The sequence below is a fragment of the Actinokineospora enzanensis DSM 44649 genome (assembly GCF_000374445.1).
In the GTDB taxonomy this organism is placed as follows: domain Bacteria; phylum Actinomycetota; class Actinomycetes; order Mycobacteriales; family Pseudonocardiaceae; genus Actinokineospora; species Actinokineospora enzanensis.
On record NZ_KB894459.1, the window covers coordinates 1 to 22,990 of the forward strand.

Sequence of the window (22,990 nt, forward strand, 5' to 3'; positions counted from 1 at the left end):
GACTGCGGCTCGGGCGGCTGGGAAGGTTCGCATGGAGGGTAAGGACTACGTCATGGTTGATGGGGACGTAGTCGAGTTTCGTTTCAACGTTTAGCGCCTGAGAGGCGCTGACGTATCATCGCTGGTCATCTCTGTCAAACTCGCAGGTAGAACGCGTTGGACCCCCCATCACGTATCCCGGTCGTGGTGGGGGGTTCCCGCTGTTTCTCGGTCCCGTGCTGGGTTGGTGCTGGGTCGGACCGCTAGCTCTATTCCACTGTGGATAGTCGCGCGATTGCCTTCCCGGCGGCTCTCGCTGTCGCACGCGGCCCGGCTTCCAGCGGGACGAGGCTGCTGGGGAACGTGCGTGCAACACTGGCCTACATTCGGCGTACAGAGAGTTGGCTTGATAGTACGGCAACCGCAGGGCTGCGCGGGAGCCGTGCGGGACCGCACACCCGAACCTGCTCAGGTGTACCGCTGCAAGCGGCGTACCAGGTACCCCGGAATGGTCGGGATCTTGCGCCCTCCACGAGCGCTTCCACGCCTGCGGGCAAGCTTGGCGATCAGGCTGGCAGGGAGTCCAGTGAGGTGGCTGACCTCTTCCACGGTGGCTGCGGGCCACGTGAGGAGCTTCGTCACCGCGCGACGCGCCACGCCCAGGAAGTACGCTTCTTCGACCGAGTCCCGAGACCTCATGGCCGCGGCCTTGACGGCGGCAGCGGTCAACGCCGACAAGTCGCGGAACTCGAAGTACGTGGGCTCGTTAAAGCCGAGAATCTCCGCGACCTCAACGGTCGAGGGGTCACTGTCTGCGGCCTCAAGGTCTTCGAGCACCTCTGCCACGATGCCCTCTACCAAGTACGTGGGCGCCTCGGTGCTGGAGATGGTCGGGTCTAGCGCGTTACGCAGAGGCGTCACTTGCTTGATGATCTCGGCCACCGCCCAAGTGACCCGTTCGTGTAGCAACACGCACCTGTCCTTCCTGTAGAACCTGAACATGCAAAAAGGCCCCCGTCGCGCTGACGAGGACCTTCGGTGTGTGACGACCGGAAAGATTACTTGGATTTGGGCATAGCTGTGCCGTGATCTAGTATCACGCGCTTCGCGTGGGCGGGTCTATCGCTCGGTCGGGTGACATCCCGCCAGAATGGAGTAGAGCCCCGGGTCCCAGGACTCTGACTCGTCTTCATGCGGCGAAGGCTCAGGCGGAGCTGTTGCTCTCCTTCACCTCACGCAAGAACGTCGCGAACACCGTCGGTGAGAATCTCAACTCCCCAGCGGCGGGGTTCTTGCTGTCACGCACGCCTGTCGAGTCAGGCTTGATCCATAGCGCCACGCAGCCGGAACTATTTTGACTTTTGCTACTCTTGATCCAAGTACGTGTGCTCATCACGTGGTTCTCGCGTTCCTTCTCTCCTGGATGAGTCGGACCGAGTCATCGGCCGACAACGCTCTGCTCGCAACGTCGTCCCACACGACAGACAGAGCGAAGATCTCGTCCTCGTCCTCCACCACAACCAGACCGGTGATGTACTCCAGGTAGGCTGCGGAGGACTCATCATCGTCAGGAAACTCCAACAGCACGATCGGCCCGGTTGGGCCGCCGCGCCCGCAATCGAAAGGAATTACCTGGATTGTGACGTTCGGCAACAGAGCCATCATCATCAGATGGTCGAGTTGGTCCGTGAGGGCCTCCGGACGGCCCATTTCCCGGTAGAGCAAGGATTCATCAAGCAACGCGTGAAGCACCAGCGTATTGGGGTTCGGCTCAGTAGCGCTTGCCGTTCTTGACGCTCGGCCGCCTCTGCATCGGCATCCCAGGCGCCCTGACTCAGTGGCGCGTACAGCTCTGCGTTTGCGCGGGCGTACCGCTCGTGCTGTAGGAGGCCCGGCACCACGATTCGATCCAAGGTCCGGACGCGAGAGGCTTCGCCTTCGTCCAGGCGCAGACGCTTGTACGTATGTGGAAGATCATCGGCTCGCGCGATGGTCACGGCTGACGTGTCGGCAACGGCGTGCAGGGCTTGCGCGGTCTCCCGCTCCTCGGCCGTAGCCCCGATGACTTCCAAGATCGTCACGAAGCTGTTCCACCGCGGCAGGTTGTCCCCAGCGATCAGGCGCCGCACCGTGTGGGCCGAGCACCTCGCCTGCTCGGCCACCTGGTCAAAGGTGAGCCCGGAGCGCTTGAAGATCGGCAGGATGTACTTCCCCAGCCTGCGCTTGCCTCGCGTCGTTCCTACCGGCATGGGATCACCCTAACCACCCTCTGTAGCGCGCGACGACCCAACATTCACCCGTTTGCACTTCTCATTTGAGATTCTCAAAGGCTACGGTAGCAACTGCTGGCGGGGCGGCTCTGCACCGGCTCATCTCCTCCGATGCAGATCCCATCCGCCCCGCTGGCCTACAGAGCCACCGGCAGGGCAGGGCGGCAGCCTCGCCCCTTGCCCTGCCGGGCACCACCCTGCACAACAGAGAGGCCCACTCATGGCGCTACAGCCACGTCGGTTCCCACGGAAGGGGTGTTCCGGCGCACCTCCGCAAACTCACGTTTACCCGCCTACTCCGCAGGACCCGAGCCCGCCGGAGCCGCAGCCCCGAGCGCGTCTCGACCTCGTCCAGCACTCGGCGCCGCGGTGGCGGCGCAGGCGGAGGATCCCCATGGAGACCGCGAACGAGCTGACCGGATACATCTGCGGTTTGCCGATCAGCGGGACGGACGCCCGGCCATGATCTGGGCGGGCATCGCCATCGTTGGGACGGCTGCGCTGGTCGTCGGGGTGATCTGGGCAGGGTTTCGTTCCCACCGTCCTCAGGATCGGGACCTGTGACCATGTCGCTGCCGGTAGAGCTTGACCCGCCATACCTGGACGGCAGGTCGAAAGACGAAGAGCGGGACTACCTCCTTTCGGTACTTTGGCGGACGCGAGCAGTCTTCTACCTGCCGGGCAAAGCATGGAGCCACCTGGAGGCCGTGGCCATCGAACGTCGCTGGGCCGTTGGCAGCTCGGACGTCGTCCTCTTATACGGCCCCGAGAGTGCTCTGTGTTACCGCGTCGTTAGACGGCGTCCGGATCGTGGCGAGGCGGACTCTCTTGCGCCGGATGAGGTCGTATGGCTATACGCCGTGGACACAGACAGCAACTGGGCGCTCCGTTACATCTTGGACCAGCCGGAGCCACGCGAACTTGAAGAGCCGACCAACCTCTTTCCTGAGAATGCGAGGTTCACGCTAGGACGATCGGCGAGAATCTACTTCGGCGATCCGCAGGTGGCCCCACCACCGATCCGCTGGATGCCCCGCTTGCCAGCCAAGATGATGATTGACATCGAGGAATACTATGCGAACCGCGGCCAAGAGCAGCGCGGGTCGTCGGAGACAATCCGTCAGGAGTAGGGGAACCTCCGGGCGGATTGGGTCGCCAGTCGTCAAGCAGCGCCCCGCCTGTGCTGTCACGGTGCCGCTACCCACCCCCAGGGCCGGACACCTTGTGTCTGGGCTGGCATCGGCGACTGGCTATCCCTTCCTCGGCACTACCCAACCGGAGCCCGGGTAGGCGCCGCGCGGCTCGTCGGGTCGTCTGAAAACCCCCAGTCGGCGATCCGACGAGCCGCCCCAAATTTCATTCGTACTGCTCATCGAGGAAGCGTTGATGTTTTTCAAGGGTGGCCACGCTTTGATCGAGGTCTACGTAACCATCCCGGCAAACACGCACATGGCGTACGAACTCGATCACGAGTACGCGAAGCTCGCGTTCGATCAAGAGCCGCATCAAGTGATTGTTTGCGCGGATAAGGAGGGGTTGGACGCCCTGGAGCGTCTGATTCGCGATGCACGAGCCGCTTTTGTCGACCTCCAGAAGGGCGGCTCTATAAAGCGGGATGACCCCGACATCGCGCAGAGTTGAGCGAGACCGTGAGCTTCGTTGAGCGCGCCAGCTCGCTCGTGTTGTCCTGGGAACGGCGCGGATGGATACTGTACGACTCCGACATACAAAGTGTGTCGTTTTTGTACAGCCACACCTTCGGAGGGGTTGGTACAGAGCTGCGCCTGTGGCTTTCCGAGCACGGAATCGAGACGCTGGACGCGACGGTCAACTTCATGGACGGCGCGCTTCTGGCAAGCTTGAAACTGCCAGGAGTCGAGCTTGGCTGCGAAGCGCACAGGCGCGTTGAGGTGATCGGCCTGGCGGTACCGAATTACTTTCCCGCTTGTCTCAGTGAGTACGAAGGCCGTGCACGGTACTACCCTCGCGGCGATATGTCGGAGTGCGTGCTATTCGGCCCTTGTGGCCGGTCGTACGCAGGCGCTACGGTTCGAGAAGATGAGCAGTGATGTCCGTTGATCGAATTGGGGGCCGTTCCTGCTTGGTGGAGGATCTGACGTAAGGTCAGATAGAGTTTCGTTGAGGTAGGCATGAAGTTGAAATCAGGGAAGGTGCGCTCCCGATGGAGACCGGGGAAACAACCCGATATCGGCAATTGGCAAAGACTTGGTTGACCCCAAGTCCTAACACCGTAATTATCCAGCCGACGACCTTCTGTCCGATGGACTGCGGGTACTGCTACCTGCCGAACCGGCACCGCAAGAAGGATATGTCCGCATCCACGGCGGAGGCGATCGTCCAGGGCATGGCCGACTACTGGTTCACGGGCAAGCCGGTCGAGGTCGTGTGGCACGGCGGGGAGCCGCTGGCGGTCGGGGTCGATAAGTTCGAGGAGTTGCTACAGCCGTTCGAGCCGCTGCGAGCGGCGGGCAAGATCGTCCAGCGGGTCCAGACCGGCGCCATCCTCATCACCGACGCGTGGTGTGACCTGTTCAAACGCTACGAGATCGACGTCGGTGTCAGCATCGACGGCCCGGAGCATACGAATCGCAACCGGGTCGACCGTGGCGGTCGACCGACGTTCGATCGCGCCGTCAAGGGCATCGAGAAGCTGAAAGAACACGGCCTGCCGTTCACCACGCTCGCGGTCGTCACGATCGAGGGAACGACCCGGGCGGTTGAGACGCTGGACTTCTTCGCCGAACTCGGCTGCCACTGGGTCGGGCTCAACATCGAGGCGAAAGAAGCGGCCAACGTCAACGGGATCACGCCGGAGATCGACCAGGCACAGAGATTCTGGCGGGACGCGTTCGAGTGGGCCGCAGAGCACCCGGAAGTCACGATCCGAGACGTTGACAGCCTGGCGAAGTTCCTGTCGTACGACGCGGACCTGCGTACGGTTGATGGTCGGCATGACTTGATTCCGACGATCAGTTGGGATGGCAAGGTTGTGCTGTTGTCGCCCGAACTTCTCGGTGTTCACGACGCGCGGCACAACGACTTCGTCGTGGGCAACGTGGTCGACACCCCGCTGTCAGCGCTGCTGGCAGACGTGACGACGGTCCCCTACGTACGGGAGTTCCTTGACGGACTGAACGCCTGCAAGCAGTCCTGCCAGTTCTGGAACTACTGCCAGGGCGCCCATGCGGGAGACCGCTACTTCGAGCACGGCTCCTTCGCGGCCACAGAGACGAGCCACTGTCAGGTGGCGTTCCAAGCGCCCGCACTGGCGCTTGCCGAGTTACTACGAGAGGGATAGGTATAGCTATGACCGTTCTTGACGAGCTGGTTAGCAGGCCCAAGCCGCCCGCCCTGGCGCGGTTGATCGCCCGGCACCAGGTGCCGACCAACGACACCGGGGTGCGGATGGCAGAGTGGGGCCGCTCGGGCGGTACTCACCACAAGGACGGCGTGTTCTTCAAGAAGTAGACCGCCGCGGACCAAGGTGGAAGGTTGATCGGCGTTGACCGACGAAGAGGTAGAGCAGGCCGTTGAAGAGCGGCGGATGTGGCTGTCGGAACAACTCGCAGTCGGGTCTCGACTGGTTGGTGTCGAGCCCTCGAACGGTGACGTGGTGAACACCTACGACATGCGTTCGGCGGGAACCGTGGCCAGCGATGGGGACGCAGACGTGTGGCTGCGTGTCGTCGTGGAGGACTTGGACTACCAGCCTGCCTGCCGGTGGGAGGGCAACGTGGAGGCGAACGCCATCACGGGTGTGCCCAAACCGCGTGTCCTGCGCTGGAAGGACTGGGAGAACCACGAGGACTACCTCAAAGGCCGCCGTGTCCGGGCCGAGGTCATGACCTTGGCGCCGGGTCGGTCGGTCTCTCCGGACGCCGTGCTCTTCACCGACCCCGAGCTGCCGGACACGTGGTGGTCCGACCTGCGGAACGGGCTTGCGGCCTTGGCCGCTCACCCGGTACCGCAGGACGACCCGGTCGACTCCATCGGATTTGTTGCCCGTGGGGTCGCCCAGCACTTTGATCGCCAACTCGACCCCGAGCAGTTCGGAGACCTGGTGTGGGTCACCTCCCACGCGGACCTGCATTGGGGAAATCTGGTCGGGCCGGAGCTTTCCATCTTGGACTGGGAGTCGTGGCGACGAGCCCCAGCGGGCTACGACGCCGCGACCCTGTACTGCAACAGCCTCCTCATCCCCAACATCGCAGAGCGTGTCCAACACACCTTCGCCGATGTTCTCGACACTCCCACCGGGCACTTCGCGCTGCTGTTCGCAGTCGTGCGTTACCTGGCCCACATCGGGAGCGGCAGCGACGCCGACGCACTGGAACCGTCACTGCGACCACTAGGCGAAAGCCTGCTGAGCAAGCTGTAGTCGCGCGGGGAGTAAGCCCCAACGCAGTGGCAATCCCCGCGAGTGGTCCCGCTCTGCGCTAGAAACACAAAGAGGCCCCATCCAGTGGATGGGGCCTCTTTGTAGCTTCTGCTAGAAGTCACCCGGCGCCACTTGAAGGCAAGTGAGCCCTATCGCTCTCCACATTCCCACGACGCGGTCGCGGTCGTCCAAGACCGCGGTGACGTTCCACCGGTCGCGGATGACTTGGCCGAAAATGGTGGCCTTGACGATGGCGTCGTCGCGGTTGTCGTCGGCGCCGCGCATGTGCAGCTCGTACTCGGTGGTGACGTACTGGTCAAGCCAAGTTCGGGTGTCCTCTTCGCAGGTGTCCTTCCGGCCGCTGACGAACACGATCTGGTGTCCGCTGCGCTGAGCGGCCTGTACGAGGGCGACGATCGAAGGCTTGGGGCGGTCGGTGAGAACCTTGTCGTACTCGAACGGGCCGCGTTCGACCATCTCCGCCACGGTGCCGTCGATGTCGACGACCAGCGCTTGGGGGTTCCACGGGTCCGGTTCGTACGGCCGCAACGTCGCTGTAGCCTTGGGTTCCGGTACGGGAAGCGGGCTCGGACGCCCGCGGAGGAACCTCGTGTGCAGGCCCTCGATCACCTTCTGCCCGACTCCGCCGAGTCGTTGAGCGTCACGCTCGACGCAGAGGTCCACCGGGACGTGGGTGAGGTCGATGACCTGATAGGGCTTGTCGAGGGTCACGGCCATGTCGAGCAGGCGCCGGACGTAGCGGGATCGAAGGTTCATGTCGTCCACGACGACACTGCGGTCCGCGAGGAGGCAGTCCTGGATCATCGCCGTCTGCACCCGGGTCACGAGCGCTTCGCTCGTGGCGTCGGGCGTGTAGCTCTCCAGGCCGAACAGCATCGTGCGGATGTGGTCTCGGCCCGTGATGGATGCGCCGTGGGTGCGCTGTAGTTCCTGTGCGGTGGTGGTCTTTCCCGATCCGGGCAGACCTCTCAGGATGTACAGGGTGGGGCTGTTCAGGCGGTGTCCTCGGGTGCGCGGGGAAGGGGAGGGGGCGGTTCGTTCAGCGGGAGCTGTGCGTGCACGAGGAAGGCCCGCAACGCCGAGCGCGCCCGCGGTCCGAGCGCTCGGACCGCGTCGGGGTTGTCGAGTTCCACGCGTGTTGTGCCGCCGTTGGAGACCACCACGAGCTGGTCTCCGTCGCGGGCGACGGCGAGATCGCCAGAGGGTTCCTGGGTCATCGGGTAGCCCGCGGCTTGATGTGCTTCCAGATGAGGTGTTCGTATGGCCGCCAGTCGAGACGTGCGAACAGGCAGGCCCGCAGCAGCGGGGACTCGTCGGTAATGGCGAGGGCGTATTCGCGTCGATCCCCGTCGACCAGACCGCGGTGGTCGAGGTCCGCCCACCGGGTCCGGACCTGCTGGTCCAGTTCGTTGAAACTTGCGTACAGGTTCCCTGCCACTTCGTGGACCCAGGTGTGGAACTCGTCCGGCAGCGTCTCCATGAGGTCGTCGACGTTGCCGCTCGCGCTCAACGTCTCCCACACGGATCGTTCGTTTAGCCCGGTGACGATCCTGTGTAGACGGGTGTAGTCGTCCTGCTTGAGCTTGATTCGCCGGTCGGTGTTGACGAAATGGACCACCAGGCCCTCGGAGTTGGGGCGTGGGGGCATGTCCAAGGCGTCTCGGAGCGTGGCGAACTCGAAGACCTTCGCCCGCAGGCCCGGCCATCCGGGGAGGCTGTGCGGGCCGAACGTCAGCCCAGTGTCGTTGTCGACGTAGCCCAGGAAGACCAGGTCGTCCAGGCCGTTGTAGTCGACCACGATGCGGTTGTCCGGGTAGATGATCTCGAACAGCATCGTGATGCCTGCGGGCGGCGTGAAGCGGTTTGCGTACCGCTCGTTCCAGATCTGGGTGGCGTGTTCGGCTTGGACGCTGGTGAAGCTTCCCCTGGTGGCGATCGAGTGACCGCCGATGTGAGGGAGGTTGGGGTAGAGGATGCCGAGTGAGCCGTCCATCTTGTCGGACACGACCACGGACGCGGACGGGTCGTAGAGGCCCTTCCCGCCCTTCTCCTCGCCATAGTTGAAGAACTTGGCGAGCGGTCTGGCGACGATCTCCTGCGACAGGTCGTGGATGATGAGGCCGCGACAGGCGCGGGTCACGGGGGTCCAGTGCCGGGTGGCTTGGGTCTTCTCGGTGTAGTTGAGGATGAGGTACGGCTGGTCCGGGTGGAGCTGGAACCGCACGTATCCGTTGCTGAGATGCCAGTCCAGGTCATCTTGTGAGAACAGGTCGTGCAGGTGCAACAAGCCTCAATCTCGGTGAGTGGCGATGGCGTAGCCGATGCCGAAGGCGAGCACGATCCAGAGCGGTGACGTGACCCAGGTCCATGACCAGGCGAGGTTTCCGGTGACCTTGAGGACGACGAAGACCGCGGTCAGGCCACAGAGGAATCCGAGGCTGTCATTGTTGGGGCTGGACATACTGTTCCATTCGGTCGATTGTCCATAACGGACAAAGATCGCTCCGTACCCTGACGGGGAGCTCTAGTTGTCGTCGGTGCTGTCGCCGTTGGGGATCGGCGCGCCGGTCGGGACGGTGTTCACGAAGCGCCAGCGACCCTCGGTGTATTCGCAGCCGCCTGGCCAGAACCACTCGTACTGGTCGTCCGAGGCGTCCCAGTCGGAGTAGTAGATCAAGACCGGTCCGTCGCAGAAGCGGGACAGATTCCCCACTCCACCAACGGGTTGCGCGTTCGTTGCACGAGCGTCGACCTGCTTCACGCACGCTGCGAGTCCGAGCGCGGATGCCGCGATGAGCGCGGCGATGGCCAGCTTCTTCTTCAAGCGTTGCCTTTCATGCTGTGAGGTACGCGGCCGTGAACGTGACGACGACGAGTGCCGCCGTCACGACGGCGGCCCAGAGCTTCAACCGATCTGCATCGCAAAAGACGTTGTCCGGGAAACGTTCCTGACGTCTCATGGTCTCCTCGATTCCACACAGGACGAACGTGACCGTTTCGCCCTGTTCTGGTGTGATCGGTGCGGGAGGCGTCGCCTCCCCCTTCGCAACCTCCCGCCCGACCGGCTTCCGTCTTGCTGAGGTGGTCGCGGTCGAGCAGTGCTTTGTAGACCTGACCCGCCTGTTCGTGGTAGATGCAGATGCCTTCCGGGTCCATGAACCCGGGTGCGGCGGCCGAACCGGTCTCTCGGAGCTGGGTTAGCGCCCCGTCGACCGCGGAGGTGGAGAAGTCGCCGATCGCCAGGACCGGCACCACACCGAGCTGGTCGCCGAGAGGGTTGTCCTCCGGGAAGTTCCACCACCAGCGGCGAGTGTTGAAGAGCGAGAACCGCTTGCCGGGAAGGTCGTACCCGCGTTGGATTCCCCGGCCCCACCACTCTCCATAGTGGTAGCCCTCGCCGAGCGTGGAAACGAGGTCATCGGCGTGTTCGTGTGCCCATCGGGCGAACCCGAAATTGTCGTCGGACGGGGTGAGCAGTCGCCGCCGCGACTGCGTCGCGATCAGGTATTCCGACTGCGGGACCCCCGACTCCGGATCAACAGGGCCGGTCACCAGGCTGGCGAACCGTGGAACACCGTCCACATGGGTTCCGAACGCGTATCGGCGGATGATCACGCACGCGTTCGTGCCGTCGATCTTCTCGGTGATCCACGCTTGCCGACGCAGGCGCGGAGTCTTGGGCCAGGGCCGGAACTCGATGGGGTCAGTCAACATTCTCCAAGTGGGAGTCGAGTACGGCGACGAGCGCGCGGATCGCGTGCGCGAGTTGCGGCGGGACGACGCCGTTGCCGATCAGGTGGTGTTGGTCCTGGATCGAGAGCCCCGGGACCGAGCTGATGTGCCCCTCGGGCAGGCCCATGAGCCATTCCCCGACCTCGGGGCTCGGGTAGATCGAGCCCCGCCCCGTGACGGTCCACGGGACGGGGGCTGGTCGGCCTAGGACGTTGGCCCAGTGCTCGACCGCGGACGCAAACTCGATCCAGTCGACCTGTTCAGCTCGTGCAGGTGCTTCACTAAGGCCCGCAGGCTCTTGCCGCTCTGTCTGCCGTTGCCCCAGCGCCCGCCCCGCTGGCCGTGTCCACGGGGTGAGGTGCCCGTGTCGGGGGTCGGCAGCAACGACACACAGACGTTCGCGTGCGTGGGGGGCTCCAACATCGGCAGCTCGTACGCTGCCCCATGCTGAGCGATACCCCAGCGAGGCCAAATCGCCGAGCACGGTCGAGAGCCCTCTGCTCCGGTGTCCGGGGACGTTCTCCAGGACGACGACCGCGGGTCGTAGAACGCGAATGCCCTCGGCGATGTAGGGCCACAAGTGCCGCTCGTCGTGCTCTCCTCTTCGTTGGCCCGCAAGGCTGAACGGCTGGCAGGGGTAACCCGCGGTCAACAAGCTGACCGAGGGAACCCGTTGCCAGTCGAGTGCGGTGATGTCCCCGAGGTTGGGGAGGTCCGGGTGGTGATGCGCCATGACGCGCCGCGCTTCCTCGGCGTTGTCGGCGCACCAGCGCAGTTCGGCGCGGAATACCTCGGTGATCGCTAGATCAAGTCCGCCGTACCCTGTGCAGAGGGAACCGGCGGTAAGTACGTCGAGCGTGCTGTGTTCCTTTCAGGCGGCCAGATCGTAGAGATCCCAGTCCTCGGCCTCGTTGGGCATGTACAGAGATCCCCAGGACCGCCCGCCGATCTCGGGATCGGTGTCGATCAGGACGGGTCCCATGCGTTCGGCCATCAACCCGGCGATCTGCCTACCTCCCCAGTCGGCCTTCCGGGCAGGGAGGGAGGACAGGGTCTCGTCGTGGATCGGTAACCGCAGATAGGGAGTGAAACCACCCTCGTGCAGGCGAATCAGCCCCCGGCACGTCACGTCTCTGCTGGAACTCTGGACTTGGTAGTTCAGCGCGGCATAGGACCGGCTGGGGTCGACCGGAAGGTGTCGTCCGGTGGAGGTGACGATGTACCCGTGGGTGGCGGCGAGGCGGGCGAGCTTGCGGGAGTAGGCCGCGACACCCGGGTACCGGGCGTCGAACGCCGCGACCACCTTCCGGGCGGTCTCGATGTCGATGCCGGTTTGGGTCGACACGGTCTTCGCGCCACCGCCGTAGACCCTGCCGAAATTCACCGTCTTCGCGATCTTCCGGTGCTTGTCCGTCGCATCAGGACCGAATGCTGCTTGCGCTGTCATCATGTGCAGGTCCGCTCCATCGGCGAACGCGCGGATCATCGTCCGGTCTCCGGAGAGCGCGGCGAGCACCCGCAGCTCCTGCGCCTGGTAGTCCACGCTGGCGATCCGGTGGCCCTCCTCTGCGAGGAACGCGCGCCGGATGATCCAGTCGCCCGCGGGGAGTGTCTGGGCCGGGATTCCGGTGATCGACATGCGGCCGGTGCGGGCTTGCAAGGTGTTGATCGACGGGTGGCAGCGGCTCTGGTCGTCCATCTCCGTGAGGAATCGGTCTACCCACGTGGTCCTCCACTTGCGACTGCGCTTTGCTTCCTTGACCGCGATAGCGAACGGGTCCCCGGAGTCGATCAAGGAATCGAGTAGTGTCTTGTCCACTCGCCGCTTGCCGCTCGGGGTGCGGCCCAGGATCTTGACGCCGCGTGACTCCAGCACGTCGGCGACCTGGTCCGTGGAGTTCACGTTCTGGCATCCGAACGTCTCCGCGATCGCGGTGTGGCGCTCTTCCTCACGCAGAAGCCGCGCGGACAGGCTGATCGTGTAGTCGACGTCGAGCAGCAGGCCGGTCCGCTCCATGTACGAGCAGACCTCCGCGACGCGGTGCTCGAACGGCACGAGCGGGCGGGCGGAGGCGGGTACCCGCGCCGCCAGCACGCCGACGAGACGCGACGCCAGGATGACGTCCATGCCCGCGTACAGGTTGTACTCGGGGTGGAACAGGTCGATCAGGCCCCAGATCCGGGACTTGGTGGTCTTTTGCTCCAGGGCCAGGCGCCGCATCAGGCCCTTGACCTGTTCGGCGATCTCCTCGCTGATGTAGTGTGCGGTCAGCTCTTCGAGCGAGGTGCCGATGCCCCCGGCATCGCGTGATCGCGGGTCGACCAGTTTGGCCAAGATCTGCGTGTCTATGACCTTGGGCCAGAGCTGTTCTTGCCGGATGCCCAGGTGTCGATCGAACACACCGAGGTCGAAGGACGCGTTCTGGATGACCAGCTTCTCCACGCCGAGAAGCGCGCGGCGAGTGTCCTCTGTGATCAGTCCGCCGAGTTCGACCGGAAGTACCCATGCTTCGGTCTCCGTGCCGAACTGGACCAGTCGTAATCGGTTTCTCGGCGTGTAGGTGTCGAGCCCAGTGGTCTCGGAGTCGACAGCAAGGCATCTGAGGTTGGCACGGATGAAGTCCCGGAACGCGGGCAGGTCCCGGTCGTTCTCCACGGTACGGACGATGACGCGTTCGCCCTGAACGATATAGGTTTGTTCTCGCAATCAGCCTCGCTTAGGCCGCGTGGTACAGGTTTCGGACGATGCGACTGACCGTCGCCCGGTTGATGTCGAACCGGTCGGCAATCCAACGCTGACTCTTTCCCTCCGCCGCGAAACGGCGGATGCGGGACACCTCGGCAATTGTCAGCTTCTTGCGGTTGTCGGTCTGGCTCTTGAGCCGAGCGTGAGCACGCAGCAGCTCCAGGTACTTGGTCCGCAGTTCGTCCAGCTCCCGTTGGACTGCGGTGAACGGGTCTTGGTTGGTGGAGAAGACAACGACGGGCATCAGGCTGTGGTCTCCTGGTAGGCGACCCACATGCCGGGCGCGTACACCGCGCGGCAGCGTGGGGTTTGGATGACGAGTTCCTGTTCGGCGAAGACGATTTCCGCGTCCTCGAATGAGGTAACCCAGCCGGTCGCGTCGAGCACGATGACCAAGGGCACGTCAGCCACCGAACCGGGTGTCGGGGATGTCCTGCACGGAGTTGGGTGCGATGGCTCGGAGATGGTGGAGCACTGCGGCGGCGAACCTCTGCCCCTCGCCGCCGACAGCGCCCGCGGTCACGGCCACTTCACGCCAGGCTCGAATGCTGCCGGTCACGATCATGGGCGCCTCGGTGCTCGACGGCAGCACCGCACGAGCCGCTTCCCGTGCACTGGCGGGCTCGTGGCCCTGGGTCTCGAACAGGGCCACCAGGCGCCTGTAGGCGGCTCGGGCGTAGTGGTCCTCCCCGTGAACGATGGCTTCCGCTTCCGCCTGGTCGTTCTCGGGCAGCTCGTCCACGAGAGGGGGCATGACGACGGCGAGCCGGTCTGCCTCCACGTGGCGCTGGGACGCCACGGAGAAGGCCAAGGCTCGGTGGCCAGCCAGCTCCGCCAGCAGCGCGCAGGAGGCCCCGGACACCGCGACGGTCATCGACGCGTGTTCCAGCGCACCGTGGTCGCCGTGTTCGATGAGGTGGTCCAGGTAGTCCATGTTGTCGGTGGTCGCGGGGTCCGGGGCGTGCCACGACAGGTGGCGGGTCCTGTCGGCGATCTCCGCCAGCTCGTCCGCGTCGCTCACGCTGCCGTCAGGGTGAGGTCGGTGGTCGGTGCCCTCCAGGACTCCGAGTGGAGCGATTCGCGTCCACGCGATGGGTACGACAGTCAACACGTGTTGCCCTTCAACGCGGCGGGGACGGCATTCGCGCCGTCCCCGTCTGCCGCTGTTGCTCGTTGGGGGTTACTTGAGGAACTGGGGCTTGCATTGCTCGGCGCGGTCAGCCGCTGTGCAGAAGAAGCCCTTGTAGGGCTTTCCGGAACTCTTCGAGACTCCGGACATGAACTTCATCTGGCCGTGCTCGCAGTAGCGCTTCTCACCGCCTGGTGCCTCGTCGGCCCCGGTCGGTTTGCCCGCCTGGCGGGCGCCCCCGGCCTGTGTCGCGGGCTTGCCCGCGCCGTAGGTCTTGTGGAAATGGCGGGCGACGGTGCTGGTCAGCTTGACCAGCTTGTCCACGGACGGGCCGTCGGAGAGCTGGTCGGCGGCGTCGGCCACGTCGGCGCCGTCCACGGTGATCCAGGGGTCCTCATAGCCCGACCCGCCCTTGAGGGTGACTCTCACCTTGTGGCCGTTGTCCATCGGCGCCCTAGGAGAGGGGATCTGCACCTCCGCGGGCTCCTCCCACGGCCCGGTGGAGGGCAAGTCGGTCTGAGCCTCGTCGGCGTCGGTGTCGGCGAAGGGATCGAACGTCATACCGGTGCGGAACTCCTTGTCAGAGATCGTGCTTGGTTTGGGACTGCGCTTGGTCGTTGCTCAGGACCTCACGACTGCCGGGTCCCTCGTCGTAGTCGGCCTGACGTTCGCGGTAGACCCGGTTCATGTGCCGAGTCAGCGCGTCGACCGCGCGTTGCAACGCCTTGCGGCGGTTGGTCGAGTCGGCCGGCTCGTTGCAGAGGTAGACCTCCGCGATAATCCGGGCGTAGTGCGGGCTGACGGCATTGAGCGACAACAGCCCGTCGAACACGTCCAAGCGCTCCGCGCTCAACGTCACGGCCTGCTCGATCAGCACGCCGTCGCCGAGCAGTTCGCGGACCTCCTGCGAGCAGTAGTGCCAATTGCCGGTGAACACCTCGTAGTCGTCCCGCAGTGAGGACACCAGCTGGCGGGCGATACGGATCAGCGCCCGACGCCGGGCACCACGAGCCAGGCCCGCGGTGCGGTCGACGTAGTCGCGTTCCAGCAGGACGACCGCCATGTCCTGAGCGAGATCGTCCGCGGTGATCAGATCCGACCATCCGGCGGCGACCTCGGCCGCGACCCGGTGAACATCCGCCAGTATCGACTCAAGCGGAGTCGTGTGAATGGTCAAAGCCGGTACACGTTCCCCTCGACCGCGAACTTCCTGCCCTGCGCCATGACAAGGTGCGGCTCGACAACCTTGTCCGTGACGGTGACAAGCGCGAAGCCCATCTGCCAGTTCCCGGTGCCGCCCTTGAGGTAACCGGCCTGTTTCATGTCCATGAGATGCCCGACTTCCATGCCGGTGACGGTGCTTGACGTGTCACCGCCGTAGCCGACCGTGTGCGAGCCGATCCCCATCCTGTGCGTGTGGCCCATGATCACGGAGTGGCCGAACTTCTTGGCGGCGTTGAGCGCGGTGTTTCCGGCGATCGCGCTGAGCCCGATCCCGCCCAGGTGCCCGTGCGTCATGACCCAGCCGGGCGTGAACGCATGGAAGTCGGGTAGCAGGGTGATGCCGAACCCGTCGAAGTCGAGCATCACATCCAAGTTGAACGCACCGGACTCCGCGAGAGCGGGAGCGTACTTGGCCAGATAGGCTCTCGGCCGCAGATCGTGATTGCCCTCGATCACCCCGACCGGCCCCGAGTAGATCTCCCGCAAGGGTGCGAAGAACCGGCGCTTGGCGTAGTCGGCGTCCTCGAACACCGAGCCCTGGAACTCAGCCGCCGTGTCCTTCGACCACCGCGACGGTTGCGGAAAGTCCATCAAGTCGCCGATCTGGACTACCTCATCGGGCTGGTAGTCGCCGATGAAGCGCAGCACCGCCTTGAGAGCGCGCGGATCTTCATAGGGCATCTGCGTGTCGGAGATGATGACGTAGCGTTTGGTCAAGCAATCGCCTCGTCAATGGCGCGCGCCAACTGGCTGTGAATGGCCCGCTTGCCGTTGAGCTGGTGGCGCAGCATCACGAGGTAGACGATCCCGTCCAACAGCTCCTCATCGAGCATGGTGAACAGCTCGTCGATCGTCAGGCGCTCGAAACGCTGCTCGCCGCCACGGGCATACTGGGCGTTGCCCACCCCGATGACCCGGTTGTTGGCCAGGTTCACCGTGTCGGTGACCAGGCGGGCGAGGTCATCGCTGGAGAGCCCGAACCGGTTGATCGGATCAGGTTCCGGCATAGCTGTTCTCAGATCGCAATCCTTCTCTTGTAAGCGTTCGCGCCCTGGTCGACAACGGTCGAGTTCACGTCGTGCCCGTCGTCCAGGCGGACGATTCGTCCGTTCGGTAGGTCCGCGGCGACGGTATTCGCGAACCGCAGCCCGGCCTCGTCGCCCTCGGCGATGATGTACACGGTCTCGAACCCGAGTAGTGCTTCACGAAACACCGGGCGCCATGCGTCGGCGCCGGGAACCCCGATCGCGGGAACACCGCAGATGGACGAGGTGACAGCGTCGATCTCGCCTTCGACTACCGCGATCACGTCATCGTTGCGGATGATCTCGATCGTGTTGTACAGCCTCGGACGATCTCCGGCGATCGTGTTGTACTTGCCGTGATACTCGTGGCCACAGTCCGGGTCGATACAACGGAACCGCAGGCTGACCACCGACCATTCACGGCCAGGGCTCAGACGAAGATAGGGAATGGCCAGCATTCCCCGGTACTGCTCGTGTCCGGGGAGCGGGTCATCCACGTAGCCAAGGCGGAAGCGGTCGACCTTCTCGACCACGCTCGGGGCCGTCAGCCCGCGCGTCGCCAAATGCTCTTCTGCCGCGCTTCCCGGCAGGCTTGCGTGATACCGGCGTGTAGCGTCCACCAAGTATTTCCGTTGCACGGCTGACAGCCGCGCCATAGGCGATGGCCTCCTGTCGCATGATGACCCCGATCAGCGTCCCCCTCACTCCGCAGCCGTGGCAGTTGAACGCGCCCAACTCGTAGCTCACGGACGCGGACGGTCTGGATTCCGCGTGGAACGGGCACAGGCACTTGATCCAGGTGCGCCCGGTGTCGCGGGGTGGCGCCCATTCCGGGTAGTAGGCGTGTATCACGCGTGTGATCTCTGCGTCCATAGTGGACTCACATCGTCGTGCGGACGGCGCCCTCGGCCCGATTGTTCGACGTGAGGACGCGACCGGCGGGTGGATCGGTGAGGTAGTCGACGGCACGCAGCAGCGCGTCAACGTCGTCCCGCAGGTGCCCCAGGACATCCCGGTTGCACGAGCGGCACAGCAGGCCCCGCACGCAGCCGCCGCAGCTCACCGGGCCGGGGCAACACCCGTGGTCGTGGTCGACCGACAGTCGTCTCGCGCCGGTACCGCGGGCGCGTCGGCAGATGAAGCATGTACCGCCCTGCGCCCGGTACAACGCGTCGTACTCGGCGGGAGACAGACCATAGGTCCGTTGGACGTGCCGCTCCCTGGCCGCTTCGCGGGTCGCCCGTGTGCGCTCCCGCTGATGAGTGGCACACCGCGGGCCCGGATAGGGCGCCGGGCGTCGACGAGCACCGGGCGGACAGTCCTTGCACCTGCGTGGCGTGGCGGTCAGCCCGTGCCCGCCGTGACGAACCGGTCTCGGATCACCGACGCCAGCTCCGCGAACGTGCGGCGGTCTCGGTCGTTGAGGTCCACCAGCTCCGACAGCACCGGCCCCTCCGGCACTCCGAACTCGTCATAGTCGACCGCGGCCCAGTCCAGGACACTCTTGGGCGGCTGGACCGACGAGTGGTCGAACTCGAAGCACTCCCACGCGTCGATGTAGACCGCCGGCGGAATGACCCGGTCCTGCACTGCCAGCTCACAGAGCACTCCCCACGCGCAGTGGAACACGGTGCCGTCGTGCGAGTACTTGAGGCGGCCTGTGCCCTGGGTGAACACGCCGGAGTCGAGCGCGTCCGCCCAGTGCGCCGCGATGCGCGCGTCCATGGTCACTCGCAGTCCGACCCGGTGGGCTCGTCGTCCGGCCAGCAGTCGCCCGTACAGCAACAGCAATCGCAGCCGCCGTACTCCACTTCCGCGGGCTCCGGCTCCTCGGTAATCGTGTTCGTCATTCAGGCTCCTAGTCGAAAACGCGATCGCGGATGGTCATGGTCTCGCCGTCAAAATCCAGTTCGACGAACGTCGAGCCGGACGGGTCGGCTTTGCCGCCCCGGTTCTTCACCGTCGAGACGCACAACGTGTCGGGTATGTAGTCGTTGCCGGGCTTCTTGTGCAGGGTCAACACGAGTTCCGGGACTCGGGTGATCTGCCCCTTGACCCCGGACAACGGGATGGGCTTCGCGGAGTCGTTGAACTGCCCGGTCACGTGGTGCAGGCCGATGACGCAGGCTTCGGTCTCCCGCGCCATGCTGTGGAGATAGTCCATCAAGGACTCCAGGCCCGAGAACGGATCGTCGTCACCGTTCGCCCGGTCGAACCTCACGTTCGTGACGTTGTCGATCACCACAAGGTCCGGGTAGTCCCCGTAGACCTCCTGGTATGCCTCAAGTTGCGACTCAATCACATCGAGCGTGGGAGACGCGTTGTAGTTGATCCGGATAGGCAGACCGGTGAGCTTGTCGCTTACGTCGGCAACGCGATCCTCCAGGATCAGCTTTGCCGATCTCTCCTGTGTCCAACCGGTGAGGATCGAGACGGATCGCTTCAACTGCTCGAACGCATCGCTATCCGCATAGTGAGCGTTAGCCAGAACGGCTGGCCCGTCAACCCACCCCGCACGCTCCGCACGGTCCCCGGTACCACCGTCCGCATCACCGTCGCGGACGGCCCCGCGGGCGATGTGCTGATCCACGTACTGGAGCAGATCGACAAGCGCGTTGAGGACATCGACCTCAACAGCACCCGGGGAGAGCTGGACGACTGGGGCCACGCCGACCGCCCCATCCGGGGCAGCACCGAGACCAGCAACCATGCGTCAGCCACCGCGGTCGATGTGAACTCCACACGTCATCCGCTCGGCGCAACCGGCACCTTCACCCCCGCACAGGTCGCCGAGATCCGCCGAATCCTGGCAGAAGTGGACAACGTTGTCCGCTGGGGCGGCGACTGGAGCCGACCCGACCCGATGCACTTCGAGATCGACGCGGCCTACCCCCGCGTGGCCGCAGTCGCGGCCCGCCTCGCGGGCGGCGGTAACACTCCTACCCCCGCCCCCACCGGGCGCCCCACCCTCCAGCGAGGCAGCCAAGGCCCCGACGTTGCCCTCGTCCAGCGCTACCTCGCCGTCACCCCTGCGGACGGCATCTACGGTGCTGTCACCGAGGCCGCAGTACGCCGATACCAGACCGGTCAGCGACTCGCCCCGGACGGGATCGTGGGACCCGCCACGTGGGCACGGATCTCGACTGGACTGGGTACTACTGGGCCTGTCCGCCCTGGGGGCGGCACTCCTCCAGCTCCGCCTTCGAGCGGGAGCCGTCCGACGATCCGAAGAGGATCGACAGGCGACCACGTCAAGACCCTCCAACGGTGGCTCGGGCTAACCGTCGACGGGCGGTTCGGAGCCGCCACCGAGGCCAAGGTCAGGCGCTATCAGGCCATGAAGGGCCTGACCGCGGACGGCATCGTCGGCCCCCGCACCTGGGCGGCAATGGGCCTCTAACCACACCACTGAAACGCGTAACCTCAAGCACAGTCAAGGAAAACTGAATATGGCTACATCCAACGCCCCCACCCGCAAGGTAGGCGCCGGCGCCGCTGTCGGCGCCATCACCGTCGTCCTCGTCTGGATCGCCGGCTCACTCGGCGTCGAGATCCCAGCCGATGTTGCCGCAGCCGTCACCGTGCTCCTGTCTTTCGCGGCAAGCTACCTGGTGCCCGAGAACGAGCTGTAATAGGAAAAGCCCCCTCCTGACCGGGAGGGGGCTCTTCTGCGTTTAGGGGTGTTCTACCGCTGCTCGTACTTGGCAGCAGTATCACGGATCGCTTGAAGGCTGGCGATCATCGTGTCCAGATCCTCCACGAGACTGTTCGGCGCTTGCGAACCCCGCCAGGTTTCCCGGACATACGCCGCACTGGACTCGATCGAGAAGGCATCCTCGTCTTCTTCGCCGCTACTCGCCTTGATCCCGGCCGCCAAGGCCAGAATGCGGGTGTCCATTCGGTCTAGCGTCGGCTGGCCGTCCAACGGCGAAGGTACACCCGAGAGCGAATCCACCACGTCATCCAACCGGGCAAGTATCCCTCCAATGGCATTGTCGCGGTTTGCAGCTACCTCCACGTTGTCCGCGATCTGCCGGAGTTCGCCCGCAAGGGTTACAAGAAGAACTCCCCACTCAACTCGATGCGTCAACATTCCTCCTGTGAGACCAGTGGCGGTACCGCGCATCAGCGTAGCAGCCTTGCCAACAAGAGTCGGGCAGCCTCCCGCGCATTAGGTTGCAATCATCTAGACGTCATTGCGCTCCCTATCGTCCACCGCGTTAGGGCTAGTTCGATATCGCTCCGCTTGAACCGCAGTGGGCCGTTCTCGCCGCCTCCGATACGAAAGGCCGGAATCTCCCACATCCGCCAGTTTTGATAGACGGTCTTTGGGGTGATTCCCAGATGTTCCGCAACGTCATCGACGGTCATCAACTTTGTCATTCGTTCGGTCTGCCTCCTATGGCTGCCGGGGCTCTGCCCCGGGACCAGGAGACACGGTCCGCCCCTAGGTTGTCAACCCTGGGGTTGCCAACCCTGGGTATGTCATGCATGATGGGTCCATGCGAGACAGAGAGACGGAGCTGCCCAGGCTTGAAGAGCTGGGTGTGCTCCAGACCATAGGCCCCTGGCAGGTCAGCCTCCGCTGGCCCAAGGGGACCGACCAGGGTGGACCCTGGTACATGGAGGTCCGAGTGGACCCGACTGCGGCGCCCGAGGACGCCGTGGGCGGCATCTCTTCGACGGTGCTTCGGCAGGTTGACTTTCGTCAAGCTGCTGACGCCTGGCGCCGCCTTCGCGGCGCTCCGTCGAGCGAGGTGGACAGACTCAGGACGATCGCGAGCGCGGCGGATGACCTCAGCAAGATCATCCGGCCGCTGGTCAATGACGGACTCACTGATGAGTATCTGGCCTGGCTGGCAACTGCGTACGTCACCTTCGTTGAAGCTGGCGTCGACTCCGTCACGGGGCACCTCTCAGACGTGGTCCGGCGACAGCCGGACACGATCAGGTCGCACCTAAAAGAGGCTCGGAACCGCGGACTCTTGACAGCCGTCAAGGGACGAGCCGGGGGGCAATTGACCGACGAGGCCAAGAGGATCATCTCCGTCGGGCTTCAAGGGGATGGGATTGGCGAAAGTATTTCAGCGGTGCAAAGACGAATGGGACCCCCCGTGTGAAAAGGCTCGCTGCGGCCACGAGTGGACTGTCCGGTACCGTGAACCGGGTGGACGCACTGGTCGACAACGCGAGAAGTCTTTCCCGCGCGCCAAAGAGGCGAACGCCTTCGCGGCCAAAGTTGAGAACGCAAAGAATGAAGGAATCTATCTAGACCCCAGGCGTGGGGCCGTCAGCGTTACCTGGTGGGCTAACGAGTGGTTGAAGGACCTGAACATTGGCCCTGGGACCTACTCGAACTACAGTGGGTTCGTTCGCAACTGGGTGATCCCCAACATCGGCGACTACACGCTGTCCGGGCTTAGGACGGAGCACGTGCAGACCGTGCCAGCTAGGATGCGAGAGGCGGGTTTAGCGGCCTCCACGATTCTCGACCGGTACGACATTCTTTACAAAATGCTGAACGCCGCGATCCGGGCGGAACGCATTAGAACTAACCCCTGCGAAGGTGTCAGCCTTCCGCGGCCTGTCGCAGTCGCGGTCAATGAGGACGATATACCTTCGCTTGAAGAGGTAGAGGATATCTACGATGCCATCGCGGATCACTATAAGCTGACTGTGAGGCTCATGAGTGGTGCTGGCCTGCGGGTCAGTGAGGCTCTGGCGTTCAACATGAGCTGTCCTCGCGGCAACTTCATGCGTATCTCGCAACAGATCAGTGCCAAAGCCAATCGGGAGGACTGCAAGACCAGGCTCGTCCCGTTGAAACACCGGGCGGAAGGCGACTACCGCGACATCCCGATGGTGCCGCTCATCCAGGAAGAGATCAACTGGCATCTGGAGGACTTCGGGACGACACCGCTCGTCAGCGGCGACAAGGAGCTGGAGGTGTTCTTCGCGCCGAGGGAGCGTGGCAAGGGTGTCATGCCCACCGCGGTGACCTACGGCTACCACTGGGTCAAGGCCCTCAAGGCGTGCGGGCTCGTGACCGCGTCCGGCATCCACAAGTACACGCCGCATGACCTACGTCACTTCTTCGCCTCTACCGCGTTGGCCAACAACCTGCCAATCCTGGAGGTGTCGCGGTGGCTTGGGCACAAGTCGTTCAAGACAACCGCGGACATCTACGGGCACCTGGTCCCCGATGCCGTGGACCGGTTCCTCGCGATCATGCAGTCTGCGCTAGCACTCGGGCAGCCAGCAGCGACGGCCGCGTGAGTATCCCCGTGCTGGATCGGTGCTGGGTCCAGCCAACACCGATGCCCGTACGCCCTGGTAGGAGGTATGTTGTCATGTGAACTGCACGTTCCGCTTCAACGTTTAGCTGGAATTTGGCCCGCTCTTATCGCGACTGGTCGTGGGCGGTCAAATACGCAGGTAGGCTGAGGGAACCCGCTGTGGCACACC

35 protein-coding genes and 3 pseudogenes are annotated in these 22,990 nt (G+C 64.3%); 11 read left to right on the forward strand and 27 right to left on the reverse strand.

Annotated elements, in window-relative coordinates:
• On the forward strand, positions 1–94 hold a 94-nt coding region (locus tag C503_RS45335; protein WP_156893748.1), incomplete at its 5' end, for a DUF933 domain-containing protein.
• A gap of 353 nt (positions 95–447) precedes the next feature.
• On the opposite strand, the gene C503_RS0135670 is transcribed toward C503_RS45335, so the two are convergent.
• From C503_RS0135670 to C503_RS45345, 3 genes and pseudogenes are all read right to left on the reverse strand, one after another.
• Positions 448–981, reverse strand: a complete 534-nt coding sequence (locus C503_RS0135670; RefSeq protein WP_018687004.1) for a hypothetical protein — start codon at positions 979–981, stop codon at positions 448–450.
• 202 nt (positions 982–1,183) lie between these two features.
• A complete protein-coding gene (locus C503_RS45340) occupies positions 1,184–1,372 on the reverse strand; it encodes a DUF397 domain-containing protein (protein ID WP_084477497.1) in 189 nt (62 codons plus the stop codon).
• Positions 1,372–2,228: pseudogene (locus C503_RS45345) on the reverse strand (helix-turn-helix domain-containing protein). Before C503_RS45345 ends, C503_RS45340 begins: the two are co-directional and overlap by 1 nt.
• A gap of 581 nt (positions 2,229–2,809) precedes the next feature.
• On the opposite strand from C503_RS45345, the gene C503_RS0135680 reads away from it, so the two are divergent.
• From C503_RS0135680 to C503_RS42160, 6 genes are all read left to right on the forward strand, one after another.
• Positions 2,810–3,379: a hypothetical protein gene (locus C503_RS0135680; RefSeq protein WP_018687007.1), complete on the forward strand. Its 570-nt coding sequence runs from the start codon at positions 2,810–2,812 to the stop codon at positions 3,377–3,379.
• A 280-nt stretch (positions 3,380–3,659) separates the two neighbouring features.
• Positions 3,660–3,890, forward strand: coding sequence for a hypothetical protein (locus tag C503_RS0135685; protein ID WP_156893750.1), 231 nt, complete (start codon positions 3,660–3,662; stop codon positions 3,888–3,890).
• Complete coding sequence (locus tag C503_RS0135690) at positions 3,887–4,318, forward strand: hypothetical protein (RefSeq protein WP_018687009.1); 432 nt, start codon at positions 3,887–3,889, stop codon at positions 4,316–4,318. The genes C503_RS0135685 and C503_RS0135690 overlap by 4 nt, the downstream gene beginning before the upstream one ends.
• Before the next feature lie 113 nt (positions 4,319–4,431).
• A complete protein-coding gene (amcB, locus tag C503_RS0135695; RefSeq protein WP_063710879.1) occupies positions 4,432–5,568 on the forward strand; it encodes a cyclophane-forming radical SAM peptide maturase AmcB in 1,137 nt (378 codons plus the stop codon).
• An 8-nt stretch (positions 5,569–5,576) separates the two neighbouring features.
• Complete coding sequence (gene amcA, locus C503_RS46510) at positions 5,577–5,738, forward strand: multiple cyclophane-containing RiPP AmcA (protein ID WP_018687011.1); 162 nt, start codon at positions 5,577–5,579, stop codon at positions 5,736–5,738.
• Positions 5,739–5,883: 145 nt separating this feature from the next.
• The gene (locus C503_RS42160; protein WP_156893751.1) at positions 5,884–6,648 is read left to right on the forward strand and encodes an aminoglycoside phosphotransferase; all 765 of its coding nucleotides are present in this window, start codon (positions 5,884–5,886) and stop codon (positions 6,646–6,648) included.
• 111 nt (positions 6,649–6,759) lie between these two features.
• On the opposite strand, the gene C503_RS0135710 is transcribed toward C503_RS42160, so the two are convergent.
• From C503_RS0135710 to C503_RS0135810, 22 genes and pseudogenes are all read right to left on the reverse strand, one after another.
• Positions 6,760–7,665 carry a phosphatase domain-containing protein gene (locus C503_RS0135710; RefSeq protein WP_026317042.1) on the reverse strand — a complete coding sequence of 302 codons (906 nt, stop codon included), beginning with the start codon at positions 7,663–7,665 and terminating at the stop codon, positions 6,760–6,762.
• Positions 7,662–7,886, reverse strand: coding sequence for a hypothetical protein (locus C503_RS0135715; protein WP_018687014.1), 225 nt, complete (start codon positions 7,884–7,886; stop codon positions 7,662–7,664). Before C503_RS0135715 ends, C503_RS0135710 begins: the two co-directional genes overlap by 4 nt.
• Positions 7,883–8,953, reverse strand: coding sequence for an RNA ligase (locus tag C503_RS0135720; RefSeq protein ID WP_018687015.1), 1,071 nt, complete (start codon positions 8,951–8,953; stop codon positions 7,883–7,885). Before C503_RS0135720 ends, C503_RS0135715 begins: the two co-directional genes overlap by 4 nt.
• A gap of 6 nt (positions 8,954–8,959) precedes the next feature.
• Entirely contained in the window at positions 8,960–9,130 is a 171-nt protein-coding gene (locus C503_RS47115; protein ID WP_018687016.1) for a hypothetical protein, read from the reverse strand.
• Positions 9,131–9,193: 63 nt separating this feature from the next.
• Entirely contained in the window at positions 9,194–9,493 is a 300-nt protein-coding gene (locus C503_RS0135730; RefSeq protein ID WP_018687017.1) for a hypothetical protein, read from the reverse strand.
• On the reverse strand, positions 9,490–10,383 hold the full coding sequence (locus C503_RS45350; protein ID WP_211222525.1) for an RNA ligase family protein: 894 nt from the start codon (positions 10,381–10,383) through the stop codon (positions 9,490–9,492). Before C503_RS45350 ends, C503_RS0135730 begins: the two co-directional genes overlap by 4 nt.
• Positions 10,373–10,528 carry a hypothetical protein gene (locus tag C503_RS48325; RefSeq protein WP_245572673.1) on the reverse strand — a complete coding sequence of 52 codons (156 nt, stop codon included), beginning with the start codon at positions 10,526–10,528 and terminating at the stop codon, positions 10,373–10,375. The genes C503_RS45350 and C503_RS48325 overlap by 11 nt, the downstream gene beginning before the upstream one ends.
• Positions 10,529–10,786: 258 nt before the next feature.
• Positions 10,787–11,227: pseudogene (locus tag C503_RS49015) on the reverse strand (DNA cytosine methyltransferase); the annotation flags it as partial.
• 45 nt (positions 11,228–11,272) lie between these two features.
• On the reverse strand, positions 11,273–13,057 hold the full coding sequence (locus tag C503_RS42170) for a DNA polymerase (RefSeq protein ID WP_018687019.1): 1,785 nt from the start codon (positions 13,055–13,057) through the stop codon (positions 11,273–11,275).
• Between the two features lie 61 nt (positions 13,058–13,118).
• A complete protein-coding gene (locus C503_RS42175; RefSeq protein WP_018687020.1) occupies positions 13,119–13,391 on the reverse strand; it encodes a helix-turn-helix domain-containing protein in 273 nt (90 codons plus the stop codon).
• A complete protein-coding gene (locus tag C503_RS46515; protein WP_018687021.1) occupies positions 13,391–13,558 on the reverse strand; it encodes a hypothetical protein in 168 nt (55 codons plus the stop codon). Before C503_RS46515 ends, C503_RS42175 begins: the two co-directional genes overlap by 1 nt.
• A complete protein-coding gene (thyX, locus tag C503_RS0135755) occupies positions 13,551–14,168 on the reverse strand; it encodes an FAD-dependent thymidylate synthase (RefSeq protein ID WP_018687022.1) in 618 nt (205 codons plus the stop codon). Before thyX ends, C503_RS46515 begins: the two co-directional genes overlap by 8 nt.
• 159 nt (positions 14,169–14,327) lie before the next feature.
• On the reverse strand, positions 14,328–14,837 hold the full coding sequence (locus tag C503_RS42180) for a hypothetical protein (RefSeq protein ID WP_018687023.1): 510 nt from the start codon (positions 14,835–14,837) through the stop codon (positions 14,328–14,330).
• Positions 14,838–14,856: 19 nt separating this feature from the next.
• A complete protein-coding gene (locus C503_RS0135770; RefSeq protein WP_018687024.1) occupies positions 14,857–15,453 on the reverse strand; it encodes a hypothetical protein in 597 nt (198 codons plus the stop codon).
• A complete protein-coding gene (locus C503_RS0135775) occupies positions 15,450–16,217 on the reverse strand; it encodes a metallophosphoesterase (RefSeq protein ID WP_018687025.1) in 768 nt (255 codons plus the stop codon). The genes C503_RS0135770 and C503_RS0135775 overlap by 4 nt, the downstream gene beginning before the upstream one ends.
• On the reverse strand, positions 16,214–16,507 hold the full coding sequence (locus C503_RS0135780) for a hypothetical protein (protein ID WP_018687026.1): 294 nt from the start codon (positions 16,505–16,507) through the stop codon (positions 16,214–16,216). Before C503_RS0135780 ends, C503_RS0135775 begins: the two co-directional genes overlap by 4 nt.
• Positions 16,508–16,515: 8 nt before the next feature.
• A complete protein-coding gene (locus C503_RS0135785) occupies positions 16,516–17,181 on the reverse strand; it encodes a toprim domain-containing protein (RefSeq protein WP_018687027.1) in 666 nt (221 codons plus the stop codon).
• Between the two features lie 25 nt (positions 17,182–17,206).
• Positions 17,207–17,398: pseudogene (locus C503_RS49020) on the reverse strand (CHC2 zinc finger domain-containing protein); the annotation flags it as partial.
• 7 nt (positions 17,399–17,405) lie between these two features.
• A complete protein-coding gene (locus C503_RS48695; RefSeq protein WP_026317045.1) occupies positions 17,406–17,873 on the reverse strand; it encodes an endonuclease VII domain-containing protein in 468 nt (155 codons plus the stop codon).
• Complete coding sequence (locus C503_RS0135800; protein WP_033401418.1) at positions 17,870–18,250, reverse strand: hypothetical protein; 381 nt, start codon at positions 18,248–18,250, stop codon at positions 17,870–17,872. The genes C503_RS48695 and C503_RS0135800 overlap by 4 nt, the downstream gene beginning before the upstream one ends.
• Before the next feature lie 2 nt (positions 18,251–18,252).
• Positions 18,253–18,375, reverse strand: coding sequence for a hypothetical protein (locus C503_RS48700; protein WP_018687031.1), 123 nt, complete (start codon positions 18,373–18,375; stop codon positions 18,253–18,255).
• Between the two features lie 8 nt (positions 18,376–18,383).
• Entirely contained in the window at positions 18,384–19,115 is a 732-nt protein-coding gene (locus C503_RS0135810) for a P-loop NTPase family protein (RefSeq protein ID WP_018687032.1), read from the reverse strand.
• Between C503_RS0135810 and C503_RS47120 the strand changes: the two genes are divergently transcribed.
• Both C503_RS47120 and C503_RS0135820 read left to right on the forward strand, forming a co-directional pair.
• Positions 19,104–19,925, forward strand: coding sequence for a peptidoglycan-binding protein (locus tag C503_RS47120; RefSeq protein ID WP_018687033.1), 822 nt, complete (start codon positions 19,104–19,106; stop codon positions 19,923–19,925). The two genes, C503_RS0135810 and C503_RS47120, sit on opposite strands and share 12 nt — an antisense overlap.
• A gap of 49 nt (positions 19,926–19,974) precedes the next feature.
• Complete coding sequence (locus C503_RS0135820) at positions 19,975–20,157, forward strand: hypothetical protein (protein WP_018687034.1); 183 nt, start codon at positions 19,975–19,977, stop codon at positions 20,155–20,157.
• A 53-nt stretch (positions 20,158–20,210) separates the two neighbouring features.
• On the opposite strand, the gene C503_RS46520 is transcribed toward C503_RS0135820, so the two are convergent.
• Together C503_RS46520 and C503_RS49025 are read right to left on the reverse strand one after the other, a co-directional pair.
• Positions 20,211–20,651, reverse strand: coding sequence for a hypothetical protein (locus C503_RS46520; protein ID WP_156893753.1), 441 nt, complete (start codon positions 20,649–20,651; stop codon positions 20,211–20,213).
• 56 nt (positions 20,652–20,707) lie between these two features.
• Complete coding sequence (locus C503_RS49025; RefSeq protein ID WP_084477495.1) at positions 20,708–20,908, reverse strand: helix-turn-helix domain-containing protein; 201 nt, start codon at positions 20,906–20,908, stop codon at positions 20,708–20,710.
• 119 nt (positions 20,909–21,027) lie between these two features.
• Between C503_RS49025 and C503_RS0135830 the strand changes: the two genes are divergently transcribed.
• Positions 21,028–21,645: a hypothetical protein gene (locus tag C503_RS0135830; protein WP_018687036.1), complete on the forward strand. Its 618-nt coding sequence runs from the start codon at positions 21,028–21,030 to the stop codon at positions 21,643–21,645.
• Entirely contained in the window at positions 21,590–22,801 is a 1,212-nt protein-coding gene (locus C503_RS45375) for a tyrosine-type recombinase/integrase (RefSeq protein ID WP_084477496.1), read from the forward strand. The genes C503_RS0135830 and C503_RS45375 overlap by 56 nt, the downstream gene beginning before the upstream one ends.
• Positions 22,802–22,990: the final 189 nt, after the last annotated feature.

Excerpts from the sequence above, each read along its gene's own strand:
- C503_RS0135670 (WP_018687004.1), bottom strand. The coding sequence starts at position 981 with ATGTTCAGGTTCTACAGGAAGGACAGGTGCGTGTTGCTACACGAACGG.
- C503_RS45340 (WP_084477497.1), bottom strand. The coding sequence starts at position 1,372 with ATGAGCACACGTACTTGGATCAAGAGTAGCAAAAGTCAAAATAGTTCC.
- amcB (WP_063710879.1), top strand. The coding sequence starts at position 4,432 with ATGGAGACCGGGGAAACAACCCGATATCGGCAATTGGCAAAGACTTGG.
- amcA (WP_018687011.1), top strand. The coding sequence starts at position 5,577 with ATGACCGTTCTTGACGAGCTGGTTAGCAGGCCCAAGCCGCCCGCCCTG.
- C503_RS0135715 (WP_018687014.1), bottom strand. The coding sequence starts at position 7,886 with ATGACCCAGGAACCCTCTGGCGATCTCGCCGTCGCCCGCGACGGAGAC.
- C503_RS47115 (WP_018687016.1), bottom strand. The coding sequence starts at position 9,130 with ATGTCCAGCCCCAACAATGACAGCCTCGGATTCCTCTGTGGCCTGACC.
- C503_RS45350 (WP_211222525.1), bottom strand. The coding sequence starts at position 10,383 with ATGTTGACTGACCCCATCGAGTTCCGGCCCTGGCCCAAGACTCCGCGC.
- C503_RS48325 (WP_245572673.1), bottom strand. The coding sequence starts at position 10,528 with ATGGGCCTGCCCGAGGGGCACATCAGCTCGGTCCCGGGGCTCTCGATC.
- C503_RS42175 (WP_018687020.1), bottom strand. The coding sequence starts at position 13,391 with ATGCCCGTCGTTGTCTTCTCCACCAACCAAGACCCGTTCACCGCAGTC.
- C503_RS42180 (WP_018687023.1), bottom strand. The coding sequence starts at position 14,837 with ATGACGTTCGATCCCTTCGCCGACACCGACGCCGACGAGGCTCAGACC.
- C503_RS0135780 (WP_018687026.1), bottom strand. The coding sequence starts at position 16,507 with ATGCCGGAACCTGATCCGATCAACCGGTTCGGGCTCTCCAGCGATGAC.
- C503_RS0135785 (WP_018687027.1), bottom strand. The coding sequence starts at position 17,181 with ATGGCGCGGCTGTCAGCCGTGCAACGGAAATACTTGGTGGACGCTACA.
- C503_RS0135800 (WP_033401418.1), bottom strand. The coding sequence starts at position 18,250 with ATGGACGCGCGCATCGCGGCGCACTGGGCGGACGCGCTCGACTCCGGC.
- C503_RS48700 (WP_018687031.1), bottom strand. The coding sequence starts at position 18,375 with ATGACGAACACGATTACCGAGGAGCCGGAGCCCGCGGAAGTGGAGTAC.
- C503_RS0135820 (WP_018687034.1), top strand. The coding sequence starts at position 19,975 with ATGGCTACATCCAACGCCCCCACCCGCAAGGTAGGCGCCGGCGCCGCT.
- C503_RS46520 (WP_156893753.1), bottom strand. The coding sequence starts at position 20,651 with ATGCGCGGTACCGCCACTGGTCTCACAGGAGGAATGTTGACGCATCGA.
- C503_RS49025 (WP_084477495.1), bottom strand. The coding sequence starts at position 20,908 with ATGACAAAGTTGATGACCGTCGATGACGTTGCGGAACATCTGGGAATC.
- C503_RS0135830 (WP_018687036.1), top strand. The coding sequence starts at position 21,028 with ATGCGAGACAGAGAGACGGAGCTGCCCAGGCTTGAAGAGCTGGGTGTG.
- C503_RS45375 (WP_084477496.1), top strand. The coding sequence starts at position 21,590 with ATGGGATTGGCGAAAGTATTTCAGCGGTGCAAAGACGAATGGGACCCC.